The 20,818-nt window shown below is 70.8% G+C and carries 18 protein-coding genes and 1 pseudogene; 8 read left to right on the top strand and 11 right to left on the bottom strand.

The genetic code is table 11. The annotated features are described in order from the left end of the window. Nucleotides 1–179 precede the first annotated feature (179 nt). A complete protein-coding gene (gene iolC, locus ACZ60E_RS18345; protein WP_469441622.1) occupies nt 180–1,154 on the bottom strand; it encodes a 5-dehydro-2-deoxygluconokinase in 975 nt (324 codons plus the stop codon). A gap of 612 nt (nt 1,155–1,766) precedes the next feature. Here iolC and ACZ60E_RS18340 point away from each other — a divergent pair. Next, nucleotides 1,767–3,125: a family 43 glycosylhydrolase gene (locus ACZ60E_RS18340; protein ID WP_469441620.1), complete on the top strand. Its 1,359-nt coding sequence runs from the start codon at nt 1,767–1,769 to the stop codon at nt 3,123–3,125. Between the two features lie 18 nt (nt 3,126–3,143). On the opposite strand, the gene ACZ60E_RS18335 is transcribed toward ACZ60E_RS18340, so the two are convergent. Continuing rightward, nucleotides 3,144–3,914, bottom strand: coding sequence for an SDR family NAD(P)-dependent oxidoreductase (locus ACZ60E_RS18335; RefSeq protein ID WP_469441618.1), 771 nt, complete (start codon nt 3,912–3,914; stop codon nt 3,144–3,146). Between the two features lie 154 nt (nt 3,915–4,068). Between ACZ60E_RS18335 and ACZ60E_RS18330 the strand changes: the two genes are divergently transcribed. Together ACZ60E_RS18330 and ACZ60E_RS18325 are read left to right on the top strand one after the other, a co-directional pair. After that, nucleotides 4,069–4,707 (top strand): TetR/AcrR family transcriptional regulator, encoded by a 639-nt coding sequence (locus ACZ60E_RS18330; protein ID WP_469441616.1) that lies wholly within the window; start codon nt 4,069–4,071, stop codon nt 4,705–4,707. 175 nt (nt 4,708–4,882) lie between these two features. Then, nucleotides 4,883–5,128: pseudogene (locus ACZ60E_RS18325) on the top strand (putative immunity protein); the annotation flags it as partial. Between the two features lie 45 nt (nt 5,129–5,173). Here ACZ60E_RS18325 and ACZ60E_RS18320 read toward each other — a convergent pair. From ACZ60E_RS18320 to ACZ60E_RS18310, 3 genes are all read right to left on the bottom strand, one after another. Continuing rightward, nucleotides 5,174–6,214, bottom strand: coding sequence for an NAD(P)-dependent alcohol dehydrogenase (locus ACZ60E_RS18320; RefSeq protein WP_469441614.1), 1,041 nt, complete (start codon nt 6,212–6,214; stop codon nt 5,174–5,176). 67 nt (nt 6,215–6,281) lie between these two features. After that, nucleotides 6,282–7,085 carry an SDR family NAD(P)-dependent oxidoreductase gene (locus ACZ60E_RS18315; RefSeq protein ID WP_384814252.1) on the bottom strand — a complete coding sequence of 268 codons (804 nt, stop codon included), beginning with the start codon at nt 7,083–7,085 and terminating at the stop codon, nt 6,282–6,284. Between the two features lie 7 nt (nt 7,086–7,092). Continuing rightward, a complete protein-coding gene (locus ACZ60E_RS18310) occupies nt 7,093–7,761 on the bottom strand; it encodes a TetR/AcrR family transcriptional regulator (RefSeq protein ID WP_453792673.1) in 669 nt (222 codons plus the stop codon). 326 nt (nt 7,762–8,087) lie between these two features. On the opposite strand from ACZ60E_RS18310, the gene ACZ60E_RS18305 reads away from it, so the two are divergent. After that, complete coding sequence (locus ACZ60E_RS18305; protein WP_384814258.1) at nt 8,088–8,288, top strand: helix-turn-helix transcriptional regulator; 201 nt, start codon at nt 8,088–8,090, stop codon at nt 8,286–8,288. Between the two features lie 123 nt (nt 8,289–8,411). Here the strand turns inward: ACZ60E_RS18305 and ACZ60E_RS18300 are convergent, their stop codons facing one another. Then, nucleotides 8,412–9,482: a zinc-dependent alcohol dehydrogenase family protein gene (locus ACZ60E_RS18300; protein WP_469441611.1), complete on the bottom strand. Its 1,071-nt coding sequence runs from the start codon at nt 9,480–9,482 to the stop codon at nt 8,412–8,414. Between the two features lie 142 nt (nt 9,483–9,624). Here ACZ60E_RS18300 and ACZ60E_RS18295 point away from each other — a divergent pair, with 142 nt between their 5' ends. Together ACZ60E_RS18295 and ACZ60E_RS18290 are read left to right on the top strand one after the other, a co-directional pair. Further along, on the top strand, nt 9,625–9,864 hold the full coding sequence (locus tag ACZ60E_RS18295) for a heavy-metal-associated domain-containing protein (protein WP_453792671.1): 240 nt from the start codon (nt 9,625–9,627) through the stop codon (nt 9,862–9,864). A gap of 85 nt (nt 9,865–9,949) precedes the next feature. Then, nucleotides 9,950–12,313 (top strand): heavy metal translocating P-type ATPase, encoded by a 2,364-nt coding sequence (locus ACZ60E_RS18290; RefSeq protein WP_469441607.1) that lies wholly within the window; start codon nt 9,950–9,952, stop codon nt 12,311–12,313. A 669-nt stretch (nt 12,314–12,982) separates the two neighbouring features. Here the strand turns inward: ACZ60E_RS18290 and ACZ60E_RS18285 are convergent. From ACZ60E_RS18285 to ACZ60E_RS18270, 4 genes are all read right to left on the bottom strand, one after another. Beyond that, nucleotides 12,983–14,272: a citrate synthase gene (locus ACZ60E_RS18285; protein WP_384807998.1), complete on the bottom strand. Its 1,290-nt coding sequence runs from the start codon at nt 14,270–14,272 to the stop codon at nt 12,983–12,985. A 388-nt stretch (nt 14,273–14,660) separates the two neighbouring features. Further along, nucleotides 14,661–16,922, bottom strand: coding sequence for an SF1B family DNA helicase RecD2 (gene recD2 / locus ACZ60E_RS18280; RefSeq protein ID WP_469441604.1), 2,262 nt, complete (start codon nt 16,920–16,922; stop codon nt 14,661–14,663). An 85-nt stretch (nt 16,923–17,007) separates the two neighbouring features. After that, complete coding sequence (locus ACZ60E_RS18275) at nt 17,008–17,805, bottom strand: SAM-dependent methyltransferase (RefSeq protein ID WP_469441601.1); 798 nt, start codon at nt 17,803–17,805, stop codon at nt 17,008–17,010. A gap of 73 nt (nt 17,806–17,878) precedes the next feature. Continuing rightward, nucleotides 17,879–18,367, bottom strand: a complete 489-nt coding sequence (locus ACZ60E_RS18270) for an ATP-binding protein (protein ID WP_469441599.1) — start codon at nt 18,365–18,367, stop codon at nt 17,879–17,881. A gap of 262 nt (nt 18,368–18,629) precedes the next feature. Here ACZ60E_RS18270 and ACZ60E_RS18265 point away from each other — a divergent pair, with 262 nt between their 5' ends. Both ACZ60E_RS18265 and ACZ60E_RS18260 read left to right on the top strand, forming a co-directional pair. Continuing rightward, nucleotides 18,630–19,481, top strand: a complete 852-nt coding sequence (locus ACZ60E_RS18265) for a helix-turn-helix domain-containing protein (protein WP_469441598.1) — start codon at nt 18,630–18,632, stop codon at nt 19,479–19,481. A gap of 8 nt (nt 19,482–19,489) precedes the next feature. After that, on the top strand, nt 19,490–19,684 hold the full coding sequence (locus ACZ60E_RS18260) for a hypothetical protein (protein WP_469441596.1): 195 nt from the start codon (nt 19,490–19,492) through the stop codon (nt 19,682–19,684). A gap of 65 nt (nt 19,685–19,749) precedes the next feature. Here ACZ60E_RS18260 and ACZ60E_RS18255 read toward each other — a convergent pair whose 3' ends face one another. Then, entirely contained in the window at nt 19,750–20,616 is an 867-nt protein-coding gene (locus tag ACZ60E_RS18255) for a calcium-binding protein (protein WP_469441594.1), read from the bottom strand. Nucleotides 20,617–20,818: the final 202 nt, after the last annotated feature.

Genomic DNA, 20,818 nt, shown 5'->3' with positions numbered 1-20,818 from the left:
GGGCGAAGCGGACTTCCGCGCCGGAGGCGATCTGTGCCCGGGCACCACGGGGGCATGACCGAAGCCGGTGGCTTCGGCGAACACGCTCTCCGCGCCCAGGTGTTCATACACTTTGCCCTCTTTATTCCCCTCTGTGCGCACCGTACAACCACCGCCCGGCGGAAGCACGGCACTCCCGCTCACTGCGGCACCGCCCCGGTCACGAGGGCTTCCTCGACCTCGGGGAGCGTCGGCATGGCGGAGGAGCACTCCAGCCGGGAGGCGACGATGGCGCCCGCGGCGTTGGCGTGGCGCATGACGCGCTCCAGGTCCCAGCCGGCCAGCAGGCCGTGGCAGAGGGCGCCGCCGAAGGCGTCACCGGCGCCGAGGCCGTTGAGGACCGTGACCGGCAGCGGTGGCACCTCCGCGAAGTCGCCGTCGCGGTGCACGGCCAGGACTCCCTTGGGGCCCTGTTTGACCACGGCCAGTTCCACGCCCGCGTCGAGGAGGGCGCGGGCCGCCGCGTGCGGTTCGCGCAGGCCGGTGGCGACCTCCACCTCGTCGAGGTTGCCGACGGCGACCGTGGTGTGGCGCAGGGCCTCGGCGTAGAAGGGGCGGGCCTCGGAGGGGTCGGTCCAGAACATCGGCCGCCAGTCCAGGTCGAAGACCGTCGGGCCCGATCTGGCGCGGTGGGCCAGCGCCGCGAGCGTGGCCGTGCGGCTGGGCTCCTCGCTCAGGCCCGCACCCGTGACCCAGAAGATCCGGGCGTCCCGGATGGCGTCCAGGTCCAGTTCGTGGGCGTCGATCTCCAGGTCGGGGGCCTTCGGCTGCCGGTAGAAATACAGCGGGAAGTCGTCCGGCGGGAACACCTCGCAGAAGGTGACCGGTGTGGGCAGCCCGCGGACGGGGGTCACCCAGCGGTCGTCGACGCCGAAGTCCCGCAGCGCCTCGTGCAGATACGTGCCGAAGGGGTCGTCCCCGGTCCGCGACACCACGGCCGTGCGCCGGCCGAGCCGGGCCGCCGCGACCGCCACGTTGGCCGCCGAGCCGCCGAGGAACTTCCCGAAGGACGTCACCTGCGGGAGGGGCACGCCGGTCTGCAGCGGGTAGAGGTCCACGCCGATGCGCCCCATGGTGATGAGGTCGTACGCACTGGACTCCGCTGACTCGACCATCGAGTTCCCTCCGCATCGGTGGACCCCAGGTCTAGCGGCGCCGATAGAGCCCTGTCAATTGGTTGTCCGGACATTCTGACCATGTCTTGGGACGGACGGGGTGGATCGGGGGCGGGGTGGAGGCGGCTGCGGGGTCGGGTGCGGGTGCGTGGGGGCTGGTCGCGCAGTTCCCCGCGCCCCTTGGCGGTCAGGCCCCGGCGGATTGAATCGCTGGTGTGCGGATCGGGGCGGATCGCAAGCGGGGTAGGGGCGGCTGCGGGGTCGGGTGCGGGTGCGTGGGGGCCGGTCGCGCAGTTCCCCGCGCCCCTTGGCAGTCAGGCCTCGGCGGATTGAATCGCTGGTGTGCGGATCGGGGCGGATCGCAAGCGGGGTAGGGGCGGGGTCGGGTGCGGGTGCGTGGGGGCCGGTCGCGCAGTTCCCCGCGACCCTTGGCAGTCGGGCCTCGGCGGATTGAATCGCTGGTGTGCGGATCGGGGTTGGGTGCGGGTGTGCGTGGGGGCCGGTCGCGCAGTTTCCCGCGACCCCTGGCGGTCAGGTCCCGGCGGATTAAATCGTCGGTGTCTTGACGTAGATCATCCGGGCTTTTCATGCTGGCAGCATGCGAGTTGACCGATGACCGGCCTTGAGAACCGACCGCCCGTCGGACGCCGTGCACTGCTGGCCGGGGCCGCCGCCGGCCTGGGCGCCGCGGCGGCCCTGCCCGCTCAGTCCGCGTCGGCGGCGTCGGACTCCGCATCCGCGGCGGTGACCGCGTCGGCGTCCGCCTCCGCGTCGGGGCGGCGGTATCCGGCGAACTGGCCCGATCCCGCCCCCTACGGCCTCGCCGACACCCGCCCGGACCTCTGGCCGAGGGACGACAACTCGTTCGTGCTGCCGCTGGAGCTGCGGCCTCGCGACGAGGAGCGCGGGGTGGTGTGGATGCGCGACACGTACGTCAACTGCTTCGTCGTCGACGGCCGCCCCCTCTACGTCGCCACCGGCACGACCCGGGTGCCGGGGCTCGACACGGCCGGACCGTGGAACGACGGCATCTTCGTGTGGACCGCGCGCTCCCTCCAGGGGCCCTGGAGACTGGCGGACACGACCGGTGTGCGGCCCGGCGAGGAGAAGGGCAAGGTGTGGTCGCCCGAGTTCGCCGGGGAGAACCGGCCCGGCCGCACGGTCGTCGCCCCCTGGCAGGAGTACTGGTACGACGACCGCTTCGGCAAGCGCGGCCAGGCCTGGGCGCCCGAGCTGCACCGCTTCGACGACAAGTGGTACCTCGTCGCGTGCATGGGCGACCACTCGAAGAAGGTCGGCTCGTTCATGCTCGTCAGCGAGGGCGGCGTCGAGGGCCCGTACCGGCTGGTCGAGGGGAATCTGGAGAAACCCTTCGGGGACTCGTTCATCGGCGGCCCCGCCTTCATCGAGCCCGGCGCCTACCACCACATCGACGGCAGCCTGTACTCCGAGGGCGACGCCGCGTGGCTGGTGCTGCACAACAACCTCTACGCCAGGTTCCGGGACGACATGGAGGACATCGTCCCCACGACGGACCTTCCCGCGTTCAGGCAGTCGCCGTACTCACCGGAGCCGTACCTCGAAGGCGCGTACGTGTTCAAGCACGGCGGCAAGTACTTCCTGCTCCACGCCGCGTGGGACCGCACCTCGGTCAACGCCGACGGCACCACCCGCCAGGCCTACGACACCGCCGCGGCCGGCCGGGTCCAGTACCAGTACGACGCCGTCGTCGCCGTCTCCGACACCTTCGAGGGACCGTACTCGCAGCGCTGGACCGCCGGTGTCGGCGCCGGCCACAACAACTTCTTCGAGGACCACCGCGGGCAGTTGTGGGCGACGTTCTTCAACAACCCGAACTTCGGTTACTGGTCCAACGCCTCGCGGCTCGCCGAGGCCGCCGTGCCCGGTGTCGTACGGGTGGAGTGGACCGGTCCGAAGGGCAACCGTCTGTACGTCCGGCGCCGCGACTGAGGCCCCCGGCCGCGGCTCCTACGCGGCGATGACGGCGACCCCGGTCCTGCCCCCGTCGACGTCCACCACGGTTCCGTGGACGAAGGACGCCTCGTCGCTCGCCAGCCAGAGCACGGCGGACGCGATGGCCTCGGGCGTGCCGACGCCACCGGCCGGGGTGCCGTTCATCATGATCTCGCCGGGCCCCGGCTCGGCGCCCGCCGGGGCCGGGGGCAGGATCACGCCGGGCGACACGGCGTTGACCCGCACGCCGAGCGGGGCGAACTCCGCGGCCCACGCCCGCGTGAGCGTCTCCATGGCTCCCTTGGTGGAGCTGTAGAGCGCGCCGCGGGGGACGCCGAGCCGCGCGATCCACGAGCCGAGGTTGACGATCACCCCGCCGCCGGAGTCCGCCATGGCCGGGACGACGGCGGCGGTGAGGAAGAACGGCGCCTTCACGTTCACGCCGTAGACCTGGTCGAAGGTCTTCTCGTCGGTGTCGGCGGTACCGGGGGACGGATAGATCCCGGCGTTGTTGACCAGGATGTCGATCTGTCCGCCCAGGGTCTTCCGGGCCCGCTCGGCGAGGTCCTGGGAGGCCGCCGCGCTGCCGTCGAGGTCCGCCGCCAGGAAGTCGGCCCGGCCGCCCGACGCGCGGATGCCTTCGACCACCCGCGCGCCGCGTTCCGGGTTGCGCCCGGACACGACGACATGGGCCCCCTCGGCGGCGAACGCCTCCGCGATCGCCTGCCCGATGTTGCTGGTCGAGCCCGTGACCAGCGCTGTCCTGTTCCGCAGCCGCTCACTCATGACGTGATCTCCCTTGTCTTCGGCCTGTCCTCCGGCTTGCGCGGACCACTGTGCGCCGCAGAAAATGGACCGGCAAGTCCAGAACGGAGGTACCGTCGGTACGGCCGGTACGGCCGGTCAACGCGACCGGGGCCGGGAACACGAGGAGGCGGGGATGGCGGAAGCGGCGACCGTGAAGGGCCGGGCGACCCGGGCCCGTATCGTCGAAGGGGCGGCCGAGGTGCTGCGCGAGCGGGGCGTCGGGTTCACGACGCTCGACGACATCCGCGCCCGCACCGGTACGAGCAAGAGCCAGCTCTTCCACTACTTCCCCGCCGGCAAGGACGAACTGCTGCTGGCGGTGGCCCGGTTCGAGGCGGACCGCGTCCTGGCGGACCAGCAGCCGCACCTGGGGCGCCTGGACTCGTGGGAGTCCTGGCGGCAGTGGCGGGACGTGCTGGTGGAACGCTACGAACGACAGGGCAACCACTGCCCGTTGGGGTCCCTGTTCCTCCAGGTCGGGCGGGACCGGCCAGGTGCCCGGGCGATCGTGACGGAGCTGATGCGCCAGTGGCAGTGGCAACTCGCCCGCGGTATGAGCGCCCTGCAGACGAACGGACTGGTGTCGCCGGCCCTCGACGTGGACAGGGAGGCCGCCGCGCTGCTGGCGGGCATCCAGGGAGGCGTGACCATCATGATGTCGACGGGCGACTCGGCCCATCTGAAGGCGGCGCTGGACTCCGGGATCGGCCATCTGCGGGCGGCGGCGCCCGCTGCCGTCCGCCCCGCGCCGCCCGAGGAGGCGCGTTCATGATCCTCCCGAAGGTCCGCGACCCCCGCGCGGCGGGTGGGCGTGAAGGATTGCGCAGTTCCCCGCGCCCCTGAGGGAAGGGGCTGGTCCGTGGTCCGTGTGGTGCGGGCCGGATGTGGCTGGTCGCGCAGTTCCCCGCGCCCCTCTGGGGTGAGGCTGGGCCCAGATGGTCGGGTGCGGGGCGGCCCGGCATGCCGCGTACGCCGCCGGGCAGGCCGGGGTTGTCGCCCATGTGGCCGCCCATGAACTCGGCGCCGCCGCCTACGCGATCAAGGCCGCCCGCGCCGCCGAGGGCGAGAGCGAGTCCGCGGGCCGACGTGAGTGCCGCTGGCAACGCGAGCAACTCCCGCCGGAGATCCGCGAACTCGTACTCGACGACCAGCGACTGCGCAACGACATCTGCTGGTCGGCCTTCACCCCGTGACCGACCTGTCCGCGCCGACGCTCCCGGTCAGCCCCCTGAGCCCGCTCAGCCGTGCGGGAGGATCACCGCTCGGCCGTTGATCTTGCCTGCGTGCAGGCGTTCGTAGGCGAGTGGGGCGTCGTCCAGGGAGAAGGTCTCGGTGTGTACCGAGACCGCGCCGGAGCGGGCCAGTGCGAGGACCTCGACGAGTTCGCCGCGGGTGCCCCAGTAGGGGGCGCTGACCGAGACCTCGAAGGGGAGCTGTCCGAAGCCGACGGGGAGCGTTCCGCCGCCGATGCCGACGATCGTGATATCGCCCTCGACCGCCGCGACGGCTCCCGCGGTGGCCAGGGTGGGCTGCGCCCCGACGAAGTCGAAGACCGCCTCCGCCCCGACGCCGCCGGTGAGTTCACGCACCTTGGCGGCGGCCTGCGCGTCGGACAGGACCGTCTCGTGGGCGCCGACCGCGCTGGCCAGCCGCAGCTTCTCCTCCGTCACGTCGAGGGCGATCACCCGGGCCGGGGACATGGCCCGCAGCAGCTGGATGGCGACATGCCCGAGCCCGCCCGTGCCGATGACCACCGCGGTCGAACCCGGTACCAGCTTCGGCAGCGAGCGCTTGATCGCGTGGTACGGCGTCAGGCCCGCGTCCGTCAGCGAGACCGCCGCAGCCGGGTCGAGGCCGTCCAGCGGCACCAGGTGCCGGGGATCGTCCACCAGCAGGTACTCCGCCATCGAACCCGGTGCCCCGAGCCCCGGCGGACGGATACCGAGCTCGTCTGCGCGCAGGCAGTAGTTCTCCTTGCCCTCCGCGCACTTGGCGCAGCTGCCGCAGCCCCAGGGGCCGTACACGGCGACCGCGTCGCCCTCGCGCACACCGGTCACCCCCGCGCCGAGCGCGGCGACCGTGCCCACGCCCTCGTGGCCGAGGGTGAGCGGCAGCTCGTACGGGAATCCCTCGGCGGGCCAGCTCATCACGGCGATGTCGGAGTGGCACACGCCGGCGGCGGTGACCTTCAACAGGACCTGACCGGGGCCGGGTTCGGGGTCGGGGACGACCACGACCTCGGGAGCGGCGCCGATGGAGCGGTACTGCAGTGCCTTCATGGCCTTGCTTCTTTCTCTGTCTGTTTCGCTCTGCTGCTGCTCTGCTGCTCCTGCGTTTCCGTGGTGCTCAGACGGCGGTGTAGGCGCCGTCGACCAGGTGGTAGCCGCCGGTCACGAACGAGGCCCGCGCGGACAGCAGGAAGGCGATCAGTTCGGCGACCTCCTCGGGGCGGCCGAGGCGGCCGGCGGGGTGCAGCGCGACCAGGCCGTCGTAGGCCTCCTTGTCCATGCCCTGGAGCAGCGGGGTCTCGATGAAGCCGGGGCCGACGACGTTGACGCGGATGCCCTTGGCGGCGTACTCGGCGGCAGTGGTCTTGGTGAGGCCCACCACGCCGTGCTTGGCGGCCACGTACGCGGAGGAGCCGGCGAAACCGACCGAGCCGAGGATGGAGGCGACGTTCACCACGGCACCGCCGCCGGCCGCCTCGATGGCGGGCAGCTCGTGGCGCAGGCTGTAGAAGACGCCGTTGAGGTTGGTGAGCACCACGCGGTCGTAGGCCTCGATGTCGTACTCGCCGGTCGGGGCGCTCGGGCCGCCGATGCCGGCGTTGTTCACGGCCAGGTGCAGTCCGCCGAAGGTCTCGACGGCGAAGGCGACGGCCGCGGCCACGGAGTCGGGGCTCGTCACGTCCACCGCGACCGCGGCGGCCTTGAAGCCCTCGGCGCGCAGCTCGGCGGCGGCCTTCTCGGCGCCCTCGGCGTTGTAGTCGGCGATCACGACGGCGGCGCCGCCGGCACCGAGACGGCGGGCGGTGGCCAGGCCGATGCCGGAGGCGGCGCCGGTGACGAGCGCGGTCCTCCCGGCGAACTCGGTGGCGTAGTCGGTGACGGATGCGTTGCCGGTGACGGGGGTGGTGCCGGTGGTGCTCATGGTGCTCTCACTTTTCGGGGGTGTCGTACGAGACCGCGGACGCGGCCTCGTGGGTCAGGGCGTCGTAGGCCCGCTCCACCAGGGCGGCGAGGTCCTCGGCCGCCGAGTCGGGGCCGGACGCGCCGCGCGCCCAGATGCGCAGCGCGGCGGTGAGGACTCCGGCGGCGGCGTCGACCACGACGGCGGGACGTACGTCCAGTACGTCGTCGGTGCCGAGCCGGTCGGCGAGGATGCGGATCGACTCGTCCTGGGCGTCGACCCGGATGCGTTCGTACGCCGCGAACAGGGCCGGCTCGCTGTCGAGCAGGGCCAGCAGCCGTCGCATCCGGGGGCGTACGTGCCAGGCCGGGTCGTCCCGGTCGGCGAGCCAGTCGCGTACGGCCCTGCGGTAGGCGAGCAGCGGCGGTTCGGCGGCGGGCCGCTCGCGCAGCAGCGCGTTGATGCGGTCGCCGTCACCTCGTACGAAGTCGAGGGCCGCGTCCTCCTTGCCGTCGAAGAGCCGGCTGAAGGTGCGGCGGGTGACGTCCGCCCGCTCGGCGATCGCCTCGACCGTGGTGGCGGCGAGTCCGCGCTCCAGGATCAGGTCGACCGCGGCGGTCGCGAGGGCGTTGCGGGTCTGCCGGGCCTTGCGCTGCCGGCGGTCCTCGGTGGTGGTGCTGGGCTCCGTTGCCTCCATACCCTCAGAATACTCCTCCATGTCCCAATGAGACATGTTTCCCATTGGGACATTTTCATGAAGGGGGCGGGCTCCCGATGGGGCGGGTTCGCGGTGGAGCAGATTCCTGCTGGGGCCCAATGCGTCACGCGTGTCACAAAAGACACCCCTCTGTCACACATGTCACGTGTACGCGGGTCTTGCGTCACACCCGAGCGACAGCCCCTGCCGCGTTGTCACTCTGTGTCGTTCACCGAGCACAGGCTTGTGATCGCCAGCGCAGTGCCCGGCTCCCCCGACGGCCGCCCCTCGGCCGCCGCTGCGGCGCGCGCAGGGAGGTGCTTCTGATGACCGACCGAAGGCTCTGGTCGTACAAGGAGATCGCGGCGCACATCAAGGTGCAGCCGGACACTGTGCGGTCCTACCGCAAACACGGGCTGCTGCCCGCGCCCGACCATGTGGAGAGCGGCAAACCGTACTGGTACGCCGACACCGTCCGGGCCTGGGTCGCCTCCCGGCCGGGCAACAGGGGCCGCCGGGACCGCTGACCGCCCGTCACCGCGCCCGGCGGCAGGGCGCTCGGCACGGCGCCCGGTACGCGAGGGGGTCCCGCACGTCCACCGTGCGGGACCCCCTCGTCCGCGTCGGCGCCGCCGCACGGCCCGTCGCCGTCACGCCCAGGGTTCGACGACCGTGACACCCGCCCCCGACACCACTGCCGACGCCACTCCCGGCACCGCCCCCGGTGCCGTCCCCATCGCCGCCAGCGCCGCGGGGGCCGCCTCCAGGGAGATCGTGGACGTCACCAGGAGGTCGGGGCGCAGGAGCCCGGCCCGTACGGACTCCAGCATCGGCGGGTAGGCGTGCGCGGGCATGCCGTGGCTGCCGAGGAGTTCGAGTTCGAGGCCGATCACCCGGGACATCGGCACCTTCGGGTCGTCGGGCAGCAGGCCCACCTGGACGTGCCGGCCGCGACGGCGCAGCCCGGCGATCGAGGCCGCGCAGGTGACCGGGGAGCCGAGGGCGTCGAGGGAGAGATGGGCGCCGCCGCCGGTCAGGTCGCGGACCGCCTCCGCCGTGTCGCCGGTCCGGGACGCGTCCACGCAGTGCGCGGCGCCGAACCGCCGCGCGAGGTCCAGCGCGCCGGGCGAGAGGTCGACCGCGACGACCCGCGCCCCGGCCGCCGCGGCGATCATCACCGCGGACAGTCCGACCCCTCCGCAGCCGTGCACCGCCACCCACTCCCCCGGCGCCACCCGCCCCTGCGCGACCACCGCGCGGAACGCCGTGGCGAACCGGCAGCCGAGCGAGGCGGCCGTGCCGAAGGCCAGTTCGTCCGCCACGGCGACGAGGTTCACGTCGGCGTGGTCGAGGGCGACGTACTCGGCGAAGGACCCCCAGTGCGTGAACCCGGGCTGGGTCTGTCGCTCGCACACCTGCTGGTCGCCCGCCGCGCAGGAGGCGCAGCTTCCGCAGGCGCAGACGAAGGGCACGGTGACGCGGTCGCCGGGGCGGTGGCGGGTCACCAGGGCGCCCACGGCCTCGACGGTTCCGGCGAGTTCGTGTCCGGGCACGTGCGGCAGCGCGATGCCCGGGTCGTGGCCCTGCCAGCCGTGCCAGTCGCTGCGGCAGAGCCCGGTGGCCTCGACGCGCACCACCACGCCGTGCGGCGCGGGCGCCGGGTCCGGCACCTCCCGCACCTCGGCCGGTTCCCCGAATCGCTCGAACACCACTGCCCTCATGGCCGCCACCCCTCCGCTGTCCCCAGCCCTTTGAACGTACCCCCTAGGGGTATACTGTGAGTACCGTGAAAGCCCGTGGGCCACACACGCCTCATGTATCCCACGCAGCACGCGCCCCATACCTCTCGACGAGGAGAACGACATGACCGCCCACACCGACACCCCCGGCTCCGTCACCACCGTCTACCAGGTGAGCGGGATGAGCTGCGGACACTGTGAAGGCTCGGTCTCCGGCGAGATCTCCGGGATCGCGGGCGTCACCTCGGTGAAGGCCGTCGCCTCCACCGGCGAGGTGACCGTGATCTCCACCGCACCGCTCGACGAGGAGGCCGTCCGCGCCGCCGTCGACGAGGCGGGCTTCGAGCTCGCCGGCCAGGCCTGAGACCGCTTTTCCCCACTCCGCACCGGGCCGTACCGACCAGCTGATACTGGCTCCGTACGGCCCGGTTAGTTCCCTGGAGCAGGACATGACCAGCACCGGTACCAGCAGCAGCACGACCGCCAGCACAAGCACCACCGCAGCCCCTCCGGCGTCCCGGGTCGACCCGCAGGTCGACCCACAGGTCTCCTCGCAGGTAGAGCTGACCATCGGCGGGATGACCTGCGCCTCCTGCGCGGCCCGGGTCGAGAAGAAGCTCAACCGCATGGACGGCGTCACCGCCACGGTCAACTACGCGACGGAGAAGGCGAAGGTCGCGTACGCGGACGGGGTCCAGGTCACCGACCTGATCGCCACCGTGGTCAGGACGGGCTACACGGCCGAGGAACCCCCGCCGCCCGCTCCCCCGGAGCCCACGGAACCCTCGGCGGACCGGGACGCCTCCGCCGGCGAGGACCCGGCGCACAAGCGTGACCCCGAACTGGCCGCGCTGCGCGAACGCCTCGTCGTCTCCGCGCTCCTCGCCACCCCCGTCGTCCTGCTGTCGATGATCCCGGCGCTGCAGTTCGACAACTGGCAGTGGCTCGTGCTGACGCTCGCCGCGCCGGTCGTCGTCTGGGGCGGACTGCCCTTCCACCGGGCCGCCTACACGAACGCCCGGCACGGCGCCGCCACCATGGACACCCTCGTCTCGACGGGCACGCTGGCCGCGTTCGGCTGGTCCCTGTGGGCGCTGTTCTGGGGCGACGCGGGCATGGAGGGCATGCGGGACGAGGGCTTCTCCCTCACCGTCTCCCGCGAGCAGGGCGCCTCGGCGATCTACCTCGAAGTCGCCGCCGGGGTCATCGCCCTCATCCTCCTCGGCCGCTATCTGGAGGCCCGCTCCAAGCGGCAGGCGGGCGCCGCCCTGCGCTCCCTGATGGAACTGGGCGCGAAGGACGTCTCCGTCGTACGGGACGGCCGTGAGGTCCGTGTGCCGGTGGGCGCACTGGCCGTGGGCGACCGTTTCGTCGTACGCCCCGGGGAGAAGGTCGCCACGGACGGCACGGTCGTCGAGGGGACCTCGGCCGTCGACGCGTCGATGCTGACGGGCGAGTCCGTGCCGGTGGACGTGACGGTGGGTTCGGCCGTCACCGGGGCGACCGTGAACGCCGGCGGGCGGCTGCTCGTCGAGGCGACCCGGGTCGGCACCGACACCCAGCTCGCCCGGATGGCGCGGCTGGTCGAGGACGCCCAGAACGGCAAGGCCCGGGTGCAGCGCCTCGCCGACCGGATCTCCGGAATCTTCGTACCCGTGGTGCTGCTGATCGCGGTCGCCACCTTCGGGGTCTGGCTCGGCGTCACCGGCGACACGGCCGCCGCGTTCACCGCGGCCGTCGCCGTACTGATCATCGCCTGCCCGTGCGCCCTGGGGCTGGCCACCCCGACCGCCCTCATGGTCGGCACGGGCCGCGGCGCCCAGCTCGGCATCCTCATCAAGGGCCCCGAGGTCCTGGAGTCCACCCGCCGCGTCGACACGATCGTCCTGGACAAGACCGGCACGGTGACGACGGGCCGTATGACCCTCCAGGAGGTGTACGCGGCCGACGGCACCGACACGGCGCGCGTGCTGCGGCTCGCGGGGGCCCTGGAGCACGCCTCGGAGCATCCGATCGCACGGGCGGTCGCGGCGGGCGCCGAGGAGCGGACCGGGGCCCTGCCGGCCGTGGACGGCTTCGAGAACGTGCCCGGGCTCGGTGTCCGCGGCACGGCCGAGGGCCACGCGGTGCTCGTGGGCCGCGCCCGGCTCCTCGAAGAGGCCGGGATCACGCTGCCCGACTCCCTGGCCGCGCTGCGGACGCGGGCCGAGGAGGAGGGGCGTACCGCCGTCGCCGTCGCCTGGGACGGCACCGCGCACGGGGTCGTGACCGTCGCCGACGCGGTCAAGGAGACCAGCGCCGAGGCGGTCCGCGCGCTGCGCGCCCTGGGGCTCACGCCGGTGCTGCTGACCGGGGACAACCGGACCGTCGCCGAGTCCGTGGCCCGCTCCGTGGGCATCGACCCCGCCGACGTGATCGCCGAGGTGCTGCCCGAGGGCAAGGTCGACGTGATCAGGCGGCTTCAGGCCGAGGGCCGGGCGGTCGCGATGGTGGGCGACGGCGTCAACGACGCCGCGGCGCTCGCCACCGCCGATCTGGGTCTGGCGATGGGCACGGGCACGGACGCCGCGATCGAGGCGAGCGATCTGACGCTGGTCCGCGGGGACCTGCGGGCGGCGCCGGACGCGATCCGGCTGTCCCGCAGGACGCTCTCCACGATCAAGGGGAACCTCGTGTGGGCCTTCGGATACAACGTGGCGGCACTGCCCCTCGCCGCGGCCGGCCTGCTGAACCCGATGATCGCGGGAGCCGCCATGGCGTTCTCCTCCGTGTTCGTGGTGACGAACAGTCTGCGACTCAGGGCATTTTCATGACGAAGAGGTAGGACTCCCCTAGAGTCCGGCACACCTCTTCACATAAGCTCTTCACAAGGCTCGCGCATCATCCTTACGCTAGGGCTCCGATAGTCATATCGGGGCTCTTGCGTATCTTCAGGACATACGCAAGAGACGCAGGTCACAGTGATGTGAACGTAACCATCGAAGGGGTTCGTGAGTCTAGATTGACGATGTCAGACACGTCTTGGGGGGCGTTTCTGGCATCTGGGGATGTCTTGGGGGACGTTCCTGGGAACGCGTTGCCGGGGCACGTACGACGGGGAGCTTTGAGCGGCCCTCCCGTACGTACGGGTCCCGGCAGACCGCACCAGCAGGAGGCAGTACGGCAGCACGCGGTAGGTAGTACGCAGTAGGCAGAATTTTTGTTCATTCTGCTCGTTTTGCTCGCAGCGATTCAGGCGCTGCCTTCAGACGCCCGGCCGGATCCCGTGGGGGGAATCCGCACCGGGACATGGGAAGGCGCCCCGACTCCGGCCCGTGGGGGGACCGGCAGCGGGGCGCCTTCTTTATTGCCTCATCCCTTACGGGACATCGCTCTTCGTCATCTGCGGGGCGGGGCAACCCCCGGCCCCGTGAGGGGCGCGGGGAACTGCGCGGCCCGCCACGACGGACCCGCAGTCGAGAACCCGCGGCACCGAGAAGCGCTCAGCGCTCCTCGACGGGCTTGAAGTCCCGCTCGACAACACCCGTGTAGATCTGTCGCGGACGCCCGATCCGGGACCCGGGCTCCTTGATCATCTCGTGCCACTGGGCGATCCAGCCCGGAAGGCGACCGAGGGCGAACAGGACCGTGAACATCTCGGTCGGGAAGCCCATGGCCCGGTAGATCAGACCGGTGTAGAAGTCGACGTTCGGGTAGAGGTTGCGCGAGACGAAGTACTCGTCGGAGAGCGCGTGCTCCTCCAGCTTGAGCGCGATGTCCAGCAGCTCGTCGGACTTGCCGAGGGCCGAGAGGACGTCGTGCGCGGCAGCCTTGATGATCTTCGCGCGCGGGTCGAAGGACTTGTACACCCGGTGGCCGAAGCCCATCAGGCGGACGCCGTCCTCCTTGTTCTTCACCTTGCGGATGAAGGAGTCGACATCGCCGCCGTTGGCCTTGATGCCTTCGAGCATCTCCAGGACCGACTGGTTGGCGCCGCCGTGCAGCGGGCCCCAGAGGGCGCTGATGCCGGCGGAGATCGAGGCGAACATGTTCGCCTGCGACGAGCCCACCAGACGGACGGTGGAGGTCGAACAGTTCTGCTCGTGGTCCGCGTGCAGGATGAGCAGCTTGTCGAGCGCGGAGACGACGACCGGGTCGAGCTCGTACTCCTGCGCGGGGACCGAGAACGTCATGCGCAGGAAGTTCTCGACGTAGCCCAGGTCGTTGCGCGGGTAGACGAAGGGGTGACCGATCGACTTCTTGTACGCGTACGCCGCGATGGTCGGAAGCTTCGCGAGCAGCCGGATCGTCGAGAGGTGGCGCTGCTCCTCGTCGAACGGGTTGTGGCTGTCCTGGTAGAACGTCGACAGCGCGGAGACCACCGACGACAGCATCGCCATCGGGTGGGCGTCACGGGGGAAGCCCTGGAAGAACCGCTTGACGTCCTCGTGCAGCAGGGTGTGCTGCGTGATCTCGTTCTGGAAGGTGGAGAGCTCGTCGACCGTGGGCAGCTCGCCGTTGATCAGCAGCGAGGCCACTTCGAGGAAGGTGGAGCTCTCGGCGAGCTGCTCGATCGGGTACCCGCGGTAGCGGAGGATGCCCTGCTCGCCGTCGAGATAGGTGATGGCGGATTTATAGGCGGCGGTGTTCCCGTAACCGCTGTCCAGTGTCACCAGACCGGTCTGGGCGCGGAGCTTCCCGATGTCGAAGCCCTTGTCGCCGACGGTGCTGTCGATCACCGGGTAGGTGTACTCGCCATCGCCGAACCGCAGTACTACAGAGTTGTCGCTCACGTCATCCCTCACCGACGTTGTGCCTCTTCTTCGAGGTGCCCTGACTGTCTCTACCATCCCCCATTTGGCGCAGGAGAGTGCACTCGGGGTCGACCATTGGGCCTATTGGCGGCACTCAGTGCCGCCAACCTGTTCATCCTGCCCGCTTCCCCGGCCTTCCGAAAGTGCCGTGTGAGGTTTCCGACTCGTTTGATCGATCATTTTCGGCTGCGGCCCCGGTGGGGGCTGGTCGCGCCGTTCCCCGCGCCCCTGAAAGATTGCGCCGTTCCCCGCGCCCCTTAAAGGCAAAGGCCGGGGCGCAGCCCCGCTTTTGAGGGGCGCGGGGAACTGCGCGGGCGACCCCCACCGGCCCGCACTCGGTATACGACCGCCGGGGCCGCGGACAGGCTCACGCAGGGACGCGCGTGCCGGTCAGGCGGAAGGCCAGTGCCGTGCAGCGGCGCCCCGCGGACACCGTGCGGACCGCCTGGCCCAGCGCCTTCCGCGACCCCACCAGCACCACCAACCTCTTCGCCCGCGTGACCGCCGTATAGAGGAGATTGCGCTGCAGCATCATCCACGCCCCGGTCGTCACCGGGATGACGACAGCGGGGTACTCGCTCCCCTGGGAGCGGTGGATCGTCACCGCGTACGCATGCGCCAGCTCGTCCAGTTCGTCGAACTCGTACGGCACCTCCTCGTCCTCGTCCGTCAGCACCGTCAGCCGCTGATCGTCGAGGTTGAGCGAGGTCACGACCCCCACCGTGCCGTTGAAGACGCCGTTCTCGCCCTTCTCGTAGTTGTTGCGGATCTGCGTGACCTTGTCGCCCACCCGGAAGACCCGCCCGCCGAACCGCTTCTCGGGGAGATCGGGCCGGGCCGGTGTGACGGCCTGCTGGAGCAGCCCGTTGAGCGCGGCGGCCCCCGCCGGCCCCCGGTGCATCGGCGCGAGCACCTGCACATCGCGCCGCGGATCGAGCCCGAACTTCGCCGGGATGCGCCGCGCCGCCACATCCACCGTGAGCCGCCCGGCCTCCTCCGTGTCGTCCTCCACGAAGAGGAAGAAGTCCTTGAGCTTGTCGGTGACGGGCTGCTGTCCGGCGTTGATCCGGTGGGCGTTCATGACCACACCCGACTGCTGGGCCTGCCGGAAGACCTGGGTCAGCCGGACCGCGGGTACCGGCCCGCCCTCCGCCAGCAGGTCGCGCAGCACCTCGCCCGCCCCGACGCTCGGCAACTGGTCCACGTCCCCCACGAACAGCAGATGCGCTCCCGGCGGCACGGCCTTGACCAGTTTGTTGGCCAGCAGCAGATCCAGCATCGAGGCCTCGTCCACGACGACGAGGTCGGCGTCCAGGGGACGGTCCCGGTCGTAGGCCGCGTCGCCTCCGGGCCGTAGCTCCAGCAGCCGGTGCACGGTGGAGGCCTCCGCGCCGGTCAGCTCGGCGAGCCGCTTGGCGGCCCGGCCGGTCGGCGCCGCGAGGACCACCTTCGCCTTCTTCGCGCGAGCCAGTTCCACGATCGACCGGACCGTGAAGGACTTGCCGCAGCCGGGCCCGCCCGTGAGCACCGCGACCTTCTGGGTGAGCGCGAGCCGCACGGCCTGTTGCTGCTCGGGCGCCAGTTCCGTCCCCGTACGGCCCTTGAGCCAGGCCAACGCCTTGTCCCAGGTCACGTCCCGGAACCCGGGCATCCGGTCCTCGTCGGTACGCAGGAGCCGCAGCAACTGGGCGGACAGCGACAGTTCGGCCCGGTGGAAGGGCACGAGGTAGATGGCCGTCACGGGCTCCCCGCCGTCCGGCCCCGGCACCCGCTCCCGTACGACACCGGGGTCCTCGCCCTCTTCGGCCGGGGCGGCCAGTTCCGCCAAACACTCGATGACCAGGCCCGTGTCCACCTGGAGCAGTTTCACCGCGTCCGCGATCAGCCGCTCCTCCGGGAGGAAACAGTGGCCCTGGTCGCTGGACTGCGACAGCGCGTACTGCAGTCCGGCCTTCACCCGCTCCGGGCTGTCGTGCGGGATGCCCACGGACTGGGCGATCTTGTCGGCGGTGAGGAAGCCGATGCCCCAGACGTCGGACGCGAGGCGGTAGGGCTGGTTCTTGACGACCGAGATCGACGCGTCGCCGTACTTCTTGTAGATCCGCACCGCGATGGACGTGGACACCTCGACGGTCTGGAGGAAGAGCATGACCTCTTTGATCGCCTTCTGTTCCTCCCAGGCCTCGGCGATCTTCTTGGTGCGCTTGGGGCCGAGTCCCGGCACCTCGATGAGGCGTTTCGGCTCCTCCTCGATGATCTGGAGCGTGTCCAGCCCGAAGTGCGTGGTGATGCGGTCGGCGAAGACCGGCCCGATGCCTTTGACCAGGCCGGATCCGAGGTAACGGCGGATGCCCTGGACCGTGGCGGGCAGCACGGTCGTGTAGTTCTCGACGGTGAACTGTTTCCCGTACTGCTGATGGGAACCCCAGCGGCCCTCCATCCGCAGGGACTCCCCCACCTGGGCGCCGAGCAGCGCACCGACGACCGTGAGGAGATCACCGCCGCCGCGACCGGTGTCGACGCGCGCGACCGTGTACCCGTTCTCCTCGTTGGCGTACGTGATCCTCTCCAGTACGCCCTCCAGAACCGCCAGGTTCCGGGCCTCGCTCCCCGCCCCTTGATTGGACATGATCCGACGCTACCGCCCACGTCTGACATCGCGGACCGGCACCCGTACCCGTACGGGCACCGGCACCGGCACCGGCACCGGCGGCTCAGCCTGCCTTGCGGGCCACGCCTCCGTAGAAGCCGATCTCCTCCGACCTGGCCGGCGGCGGAGCGTCCGGGCGCCAGAACGGAGCCTGGGCGAGGCCGGGTTCGACCAGTTCGAAGCCGTCGAAGAAGCGCTCGACCTCGGCGCGGGACCGCAGGTTCAGCGTGGCGCTGGCCTTGCTGTAGACGGCCTGGGCATCGCGGCGATCGGCGAAGTCACCCGTGGCGTGCGAGAGCACCAGGAAGCTTCCGGCCGGCAGCGCGTCGCGCAGCGTGGCGACGACCTGCTCGGGTTTGTCCGCGTCGGTGAGGAAGTGGACGATGGCGACGAGGAGTACGGCCACCGGCTCGTCGAAGTCGATGACCCTGCGGACGTCGGGGTGGTCCACGATGGCCCGCGGGTCGCGCAGGTCGGCGAGGACGATGCTGTTCGCGCCGGAACCGCTGAGCAGCGCGTCGGCGTGCGCGCTGACGATCGGATCGTTGTCGACGTAGGCGACGCGCACGTCCGGCGCCACCTCGTGGGCGATCTCGTGCACGTTCGGGGAGGTGGGCAGCCCGGTGCCGATGTCGAGGATCTGGCGGACGCCGCTGCCGACGACGTACCGGACGGCCCGCCGCAGGAACTCCCGGTTGGCCCGCAGCCCTATGCGCACCTCGGGCGCGGCGGCGGCGAGGGCGTCACCGGCCCGCTGGTCCACCTCGTAGTTGTCCTTGCCGCCCAGCAGGTAGTCGTAGATCCGCGCGGGGTGCGGCCTGCTGGTGTCGATCTCCTCGGCACGGAAACCGTCCTGACTCACGCTGCACTCCTCTCGACCACCGCCCGCCAGGCCTCTTGCCCGCGCACGGCTGCCGACAGCCTTCCACAACAACTCAGTTGTGCATGAACGCAGTTGACGGCCGCGCGGCCAGTTCGAACCACACCACCTTCCAGCCGGCCGTCCGGGACCGGGCGGCGAGGGGGTAACGCCCCCAGGCGTCGGCCAGCGCGTCGACGAGGAACAGGCCCCGGCCGAAGTCCTGGTCGGTGGTGCAGGGCAAGGGGTCGGGGAGTTCGGGGTGGTTGTCCATGACCCCGATCCGGACGACTCCGCGGCGGGTACGGAGTCTGACGGTGACCGGGCCGTCGGAGTGCTGCACGGCGTTCGAGACCAGCTCGGAGGTCAACAGCTCGGCGGTGTCGACGAGTTCCGCGGCGCAGGCGTAGCCGAGAAGGGCGGTGCGGATGGTGTGCCGGGCGATACGTGGGGCTCTGGGGTCGTTGGTGAGGTGCAGGTGGCAGCCCCAGGTGGCGGGAGGGAGCGGGACGGGACAGGTGGAGGCGGTTTCGGGCACGGGGGACCCCTGACTGGCTGGATGCATGGATGGACGGTGCGCGGCGGCCGGTGGCTCGTCTCCCTGACACGGGCCCGCCCCTGCCGGGCAGGGGGTTCCCTCCCAGGGCAGGGGGTTCCCCTCCCAGGGCGGGGGGTTCGGGCAGGCTCGGGTGATGCACTGCCGACTGCCTTGTGTAAGCGGTGCACTACAGAAAGTAGACCCACTGGAGTCACTGTGTCCATCAAGCTGGAGGTAATTACCCCCTTCGTGTGCGCGCCCTTGTCTTTCCTGCAGGCAGACTGTCCGAATGTCAACCAGAACCGCCCCGACGCAGCGGCAGAAGCGACTTGGTTCCGAGCTGCGCAAGATGCGGGTGGCGGCGGATGTCACCACGGAGTACGCCGCAAGCCTCCTCGGCATCGACAGGACGCGACTCTCCAACATGGAGTCGGGCATCCGCCCCTTCTCGCCGGAACGCGTCCGCACTCTGGCATGCAACTACGCGTGCGCGGAGCACAGTTACGTCGAGGCACTGGTGGCCATGGCCGCCGACAAGGAGCGGGGGTGGTGGGAGCGCCACCGCGGCACACTGCCCTCCGGCCTGCTGGACATCGCCGAGTTGGAGTGGCACGCCGCCCGCGTCCGGACCACTCAGGTCATGCACGCGCCCGGACTGCTCCAGACCGAGGAGTACGCCCGCGCCGTCTTCGCAGCGGTACTGCCCCCGCTGACGCGGCTCGAAGTCGAACTGCGCGTCGTGCATCGCATGGAGCGTCAGCAGGTCCTCGATCGACCTGACCCGCTCCCGTACGTCGCCTACGTCCACGAAGCCGCCCTGCGTATGCCGTACGGCGGCACGGATGCCACCCGGCAGCAACTCCGGCATCTGGCCGCTCAGTCCGAGCGGGAGAACGTCGAGGTCTGCGTGATCCCCACATCCGTGGGCGGATTCCCTGGCGCAGGGCATGCGTTGCTCTACGCGGACGGGGAGGTGCCCCCGCTCGACACCGTGCAACTGGACTCGGCACACGGGCCGGAATTCACCCACGCCGAGGCTCAGCTCACGAAGTACCGTTCCCACTTGGACTGGATGGACGGCGCGGCAATGTCCTCAGCAGCATCTCGCGGCCTCATCCACAAGATTGCTCGCGAACTGTAGGAGACGTCGTGACCGACCACATCACCTGGGAGCCCCCCTTCTGCGGCGAAGGCAACAACTGCTTCCGCCTCGGCACCGACCCCCACGGCAACGCCTACATAGCCGTCACCGGCGCCGAAGACACCCCCCTCACCGACACCCGCGAAGCCCTCCGCACCCTCATCCTCGACATCAAAGCCGGCAAGGCGGACCACCTCCTCTGACCCGCGGGCGCCACCGCCAGGGGACCGCGAGAAACAGCCGCGCGGCCCCTGACAGCGCGCGATCGTCAGTCCTGGACGATCACGTTCGTGCCGGCTCCGCCGGAGATCGTGTCCGTCCCCGCCCCGCCGTACAGCTTGTCGTTGCCGCTGTTGCCCCAGATGCGGTCGTTGCCGGCGTCCCCGTGCACGGTGTCGTCGCCCTTGCCGCCGTACAGTTCGTCGTCGCCCGCGCCGCCGTACACCGTGTCGTTGCCGTCGTCGCCCTTGATGATCTGCTCGCCCGCGCCGCCGCGCAGCACGTCGTTGCCCGCGCCGCCCTGGAGGATCTCGCCGCCGCCGGTGGCGGTGAGGGTGTCGGCGCCGTCGCCGCCCAGCGACGACCCGTACCGGCCGACCGTGATGACGTCGTTCCCCGCGCCACCCCTGACGGCGCTGCCGTCGACCCGTTCGCCGGCGCCGCTGGTCCACTTGTCGTTGCCGAGGCCCAGCTCGACGGAGTTGTAGGAGAAAATCTGGTCGGTGCGATTCTCGACGGAGCCGGTGTCGTTCCCATCGCCGAGGTCCGCCTCCAGAGCCGCGTACGGGGACTGGCTCTCGATATTCTCGATCGCGCAGGTGACCTTGGTCCGGTCCGCGCTGTCGGGATAGCTGCACCCGTTTCCGGCGGTTATCGGAACGACATCGTCGATTACATAGATGTATTGCGCGCGGTCGTCGCTGTACGACTGCGTGACGGCCACATTGTTGACCTGACCTGCGGCTGCCGTGTACGTGAGCTGCCAGCCGTACTCGTTGACCGCGGCCGTGGCCGTCGATTCCGCCGCACCCGCCGTTCCGGCGAGGGTAAGCGGAAGAGCCAGTCCGATTCCGAGAATCGGCGCCAGAATCGATAGGGCGCGCGCAGGACGAAGACCACCGCGGCGATAAGGCATTGCATAACCTCCATGGAGCAGTTGTGGTGCCTTTCGCTTGGTGTGACGGACGAGGTGCGCGCTTGGTTGTGCACCGACTCGCGGATAAATGCGCGGCGTTGAATCGTAAACGCGCCAGCAATTCCACATTCCGCTGGAATTCACCCGGCCGTCACGCCGCGGGACCCCCACGAGACTCCAGGGCCAAGGAGGGGTCGGGGGC

The organism is Streptomyces sp. NPDC102514 (assembly GCF_055584525.1).
This window is presented reverse-complemented; position numbering and strand designations above follow the sequence as displayed.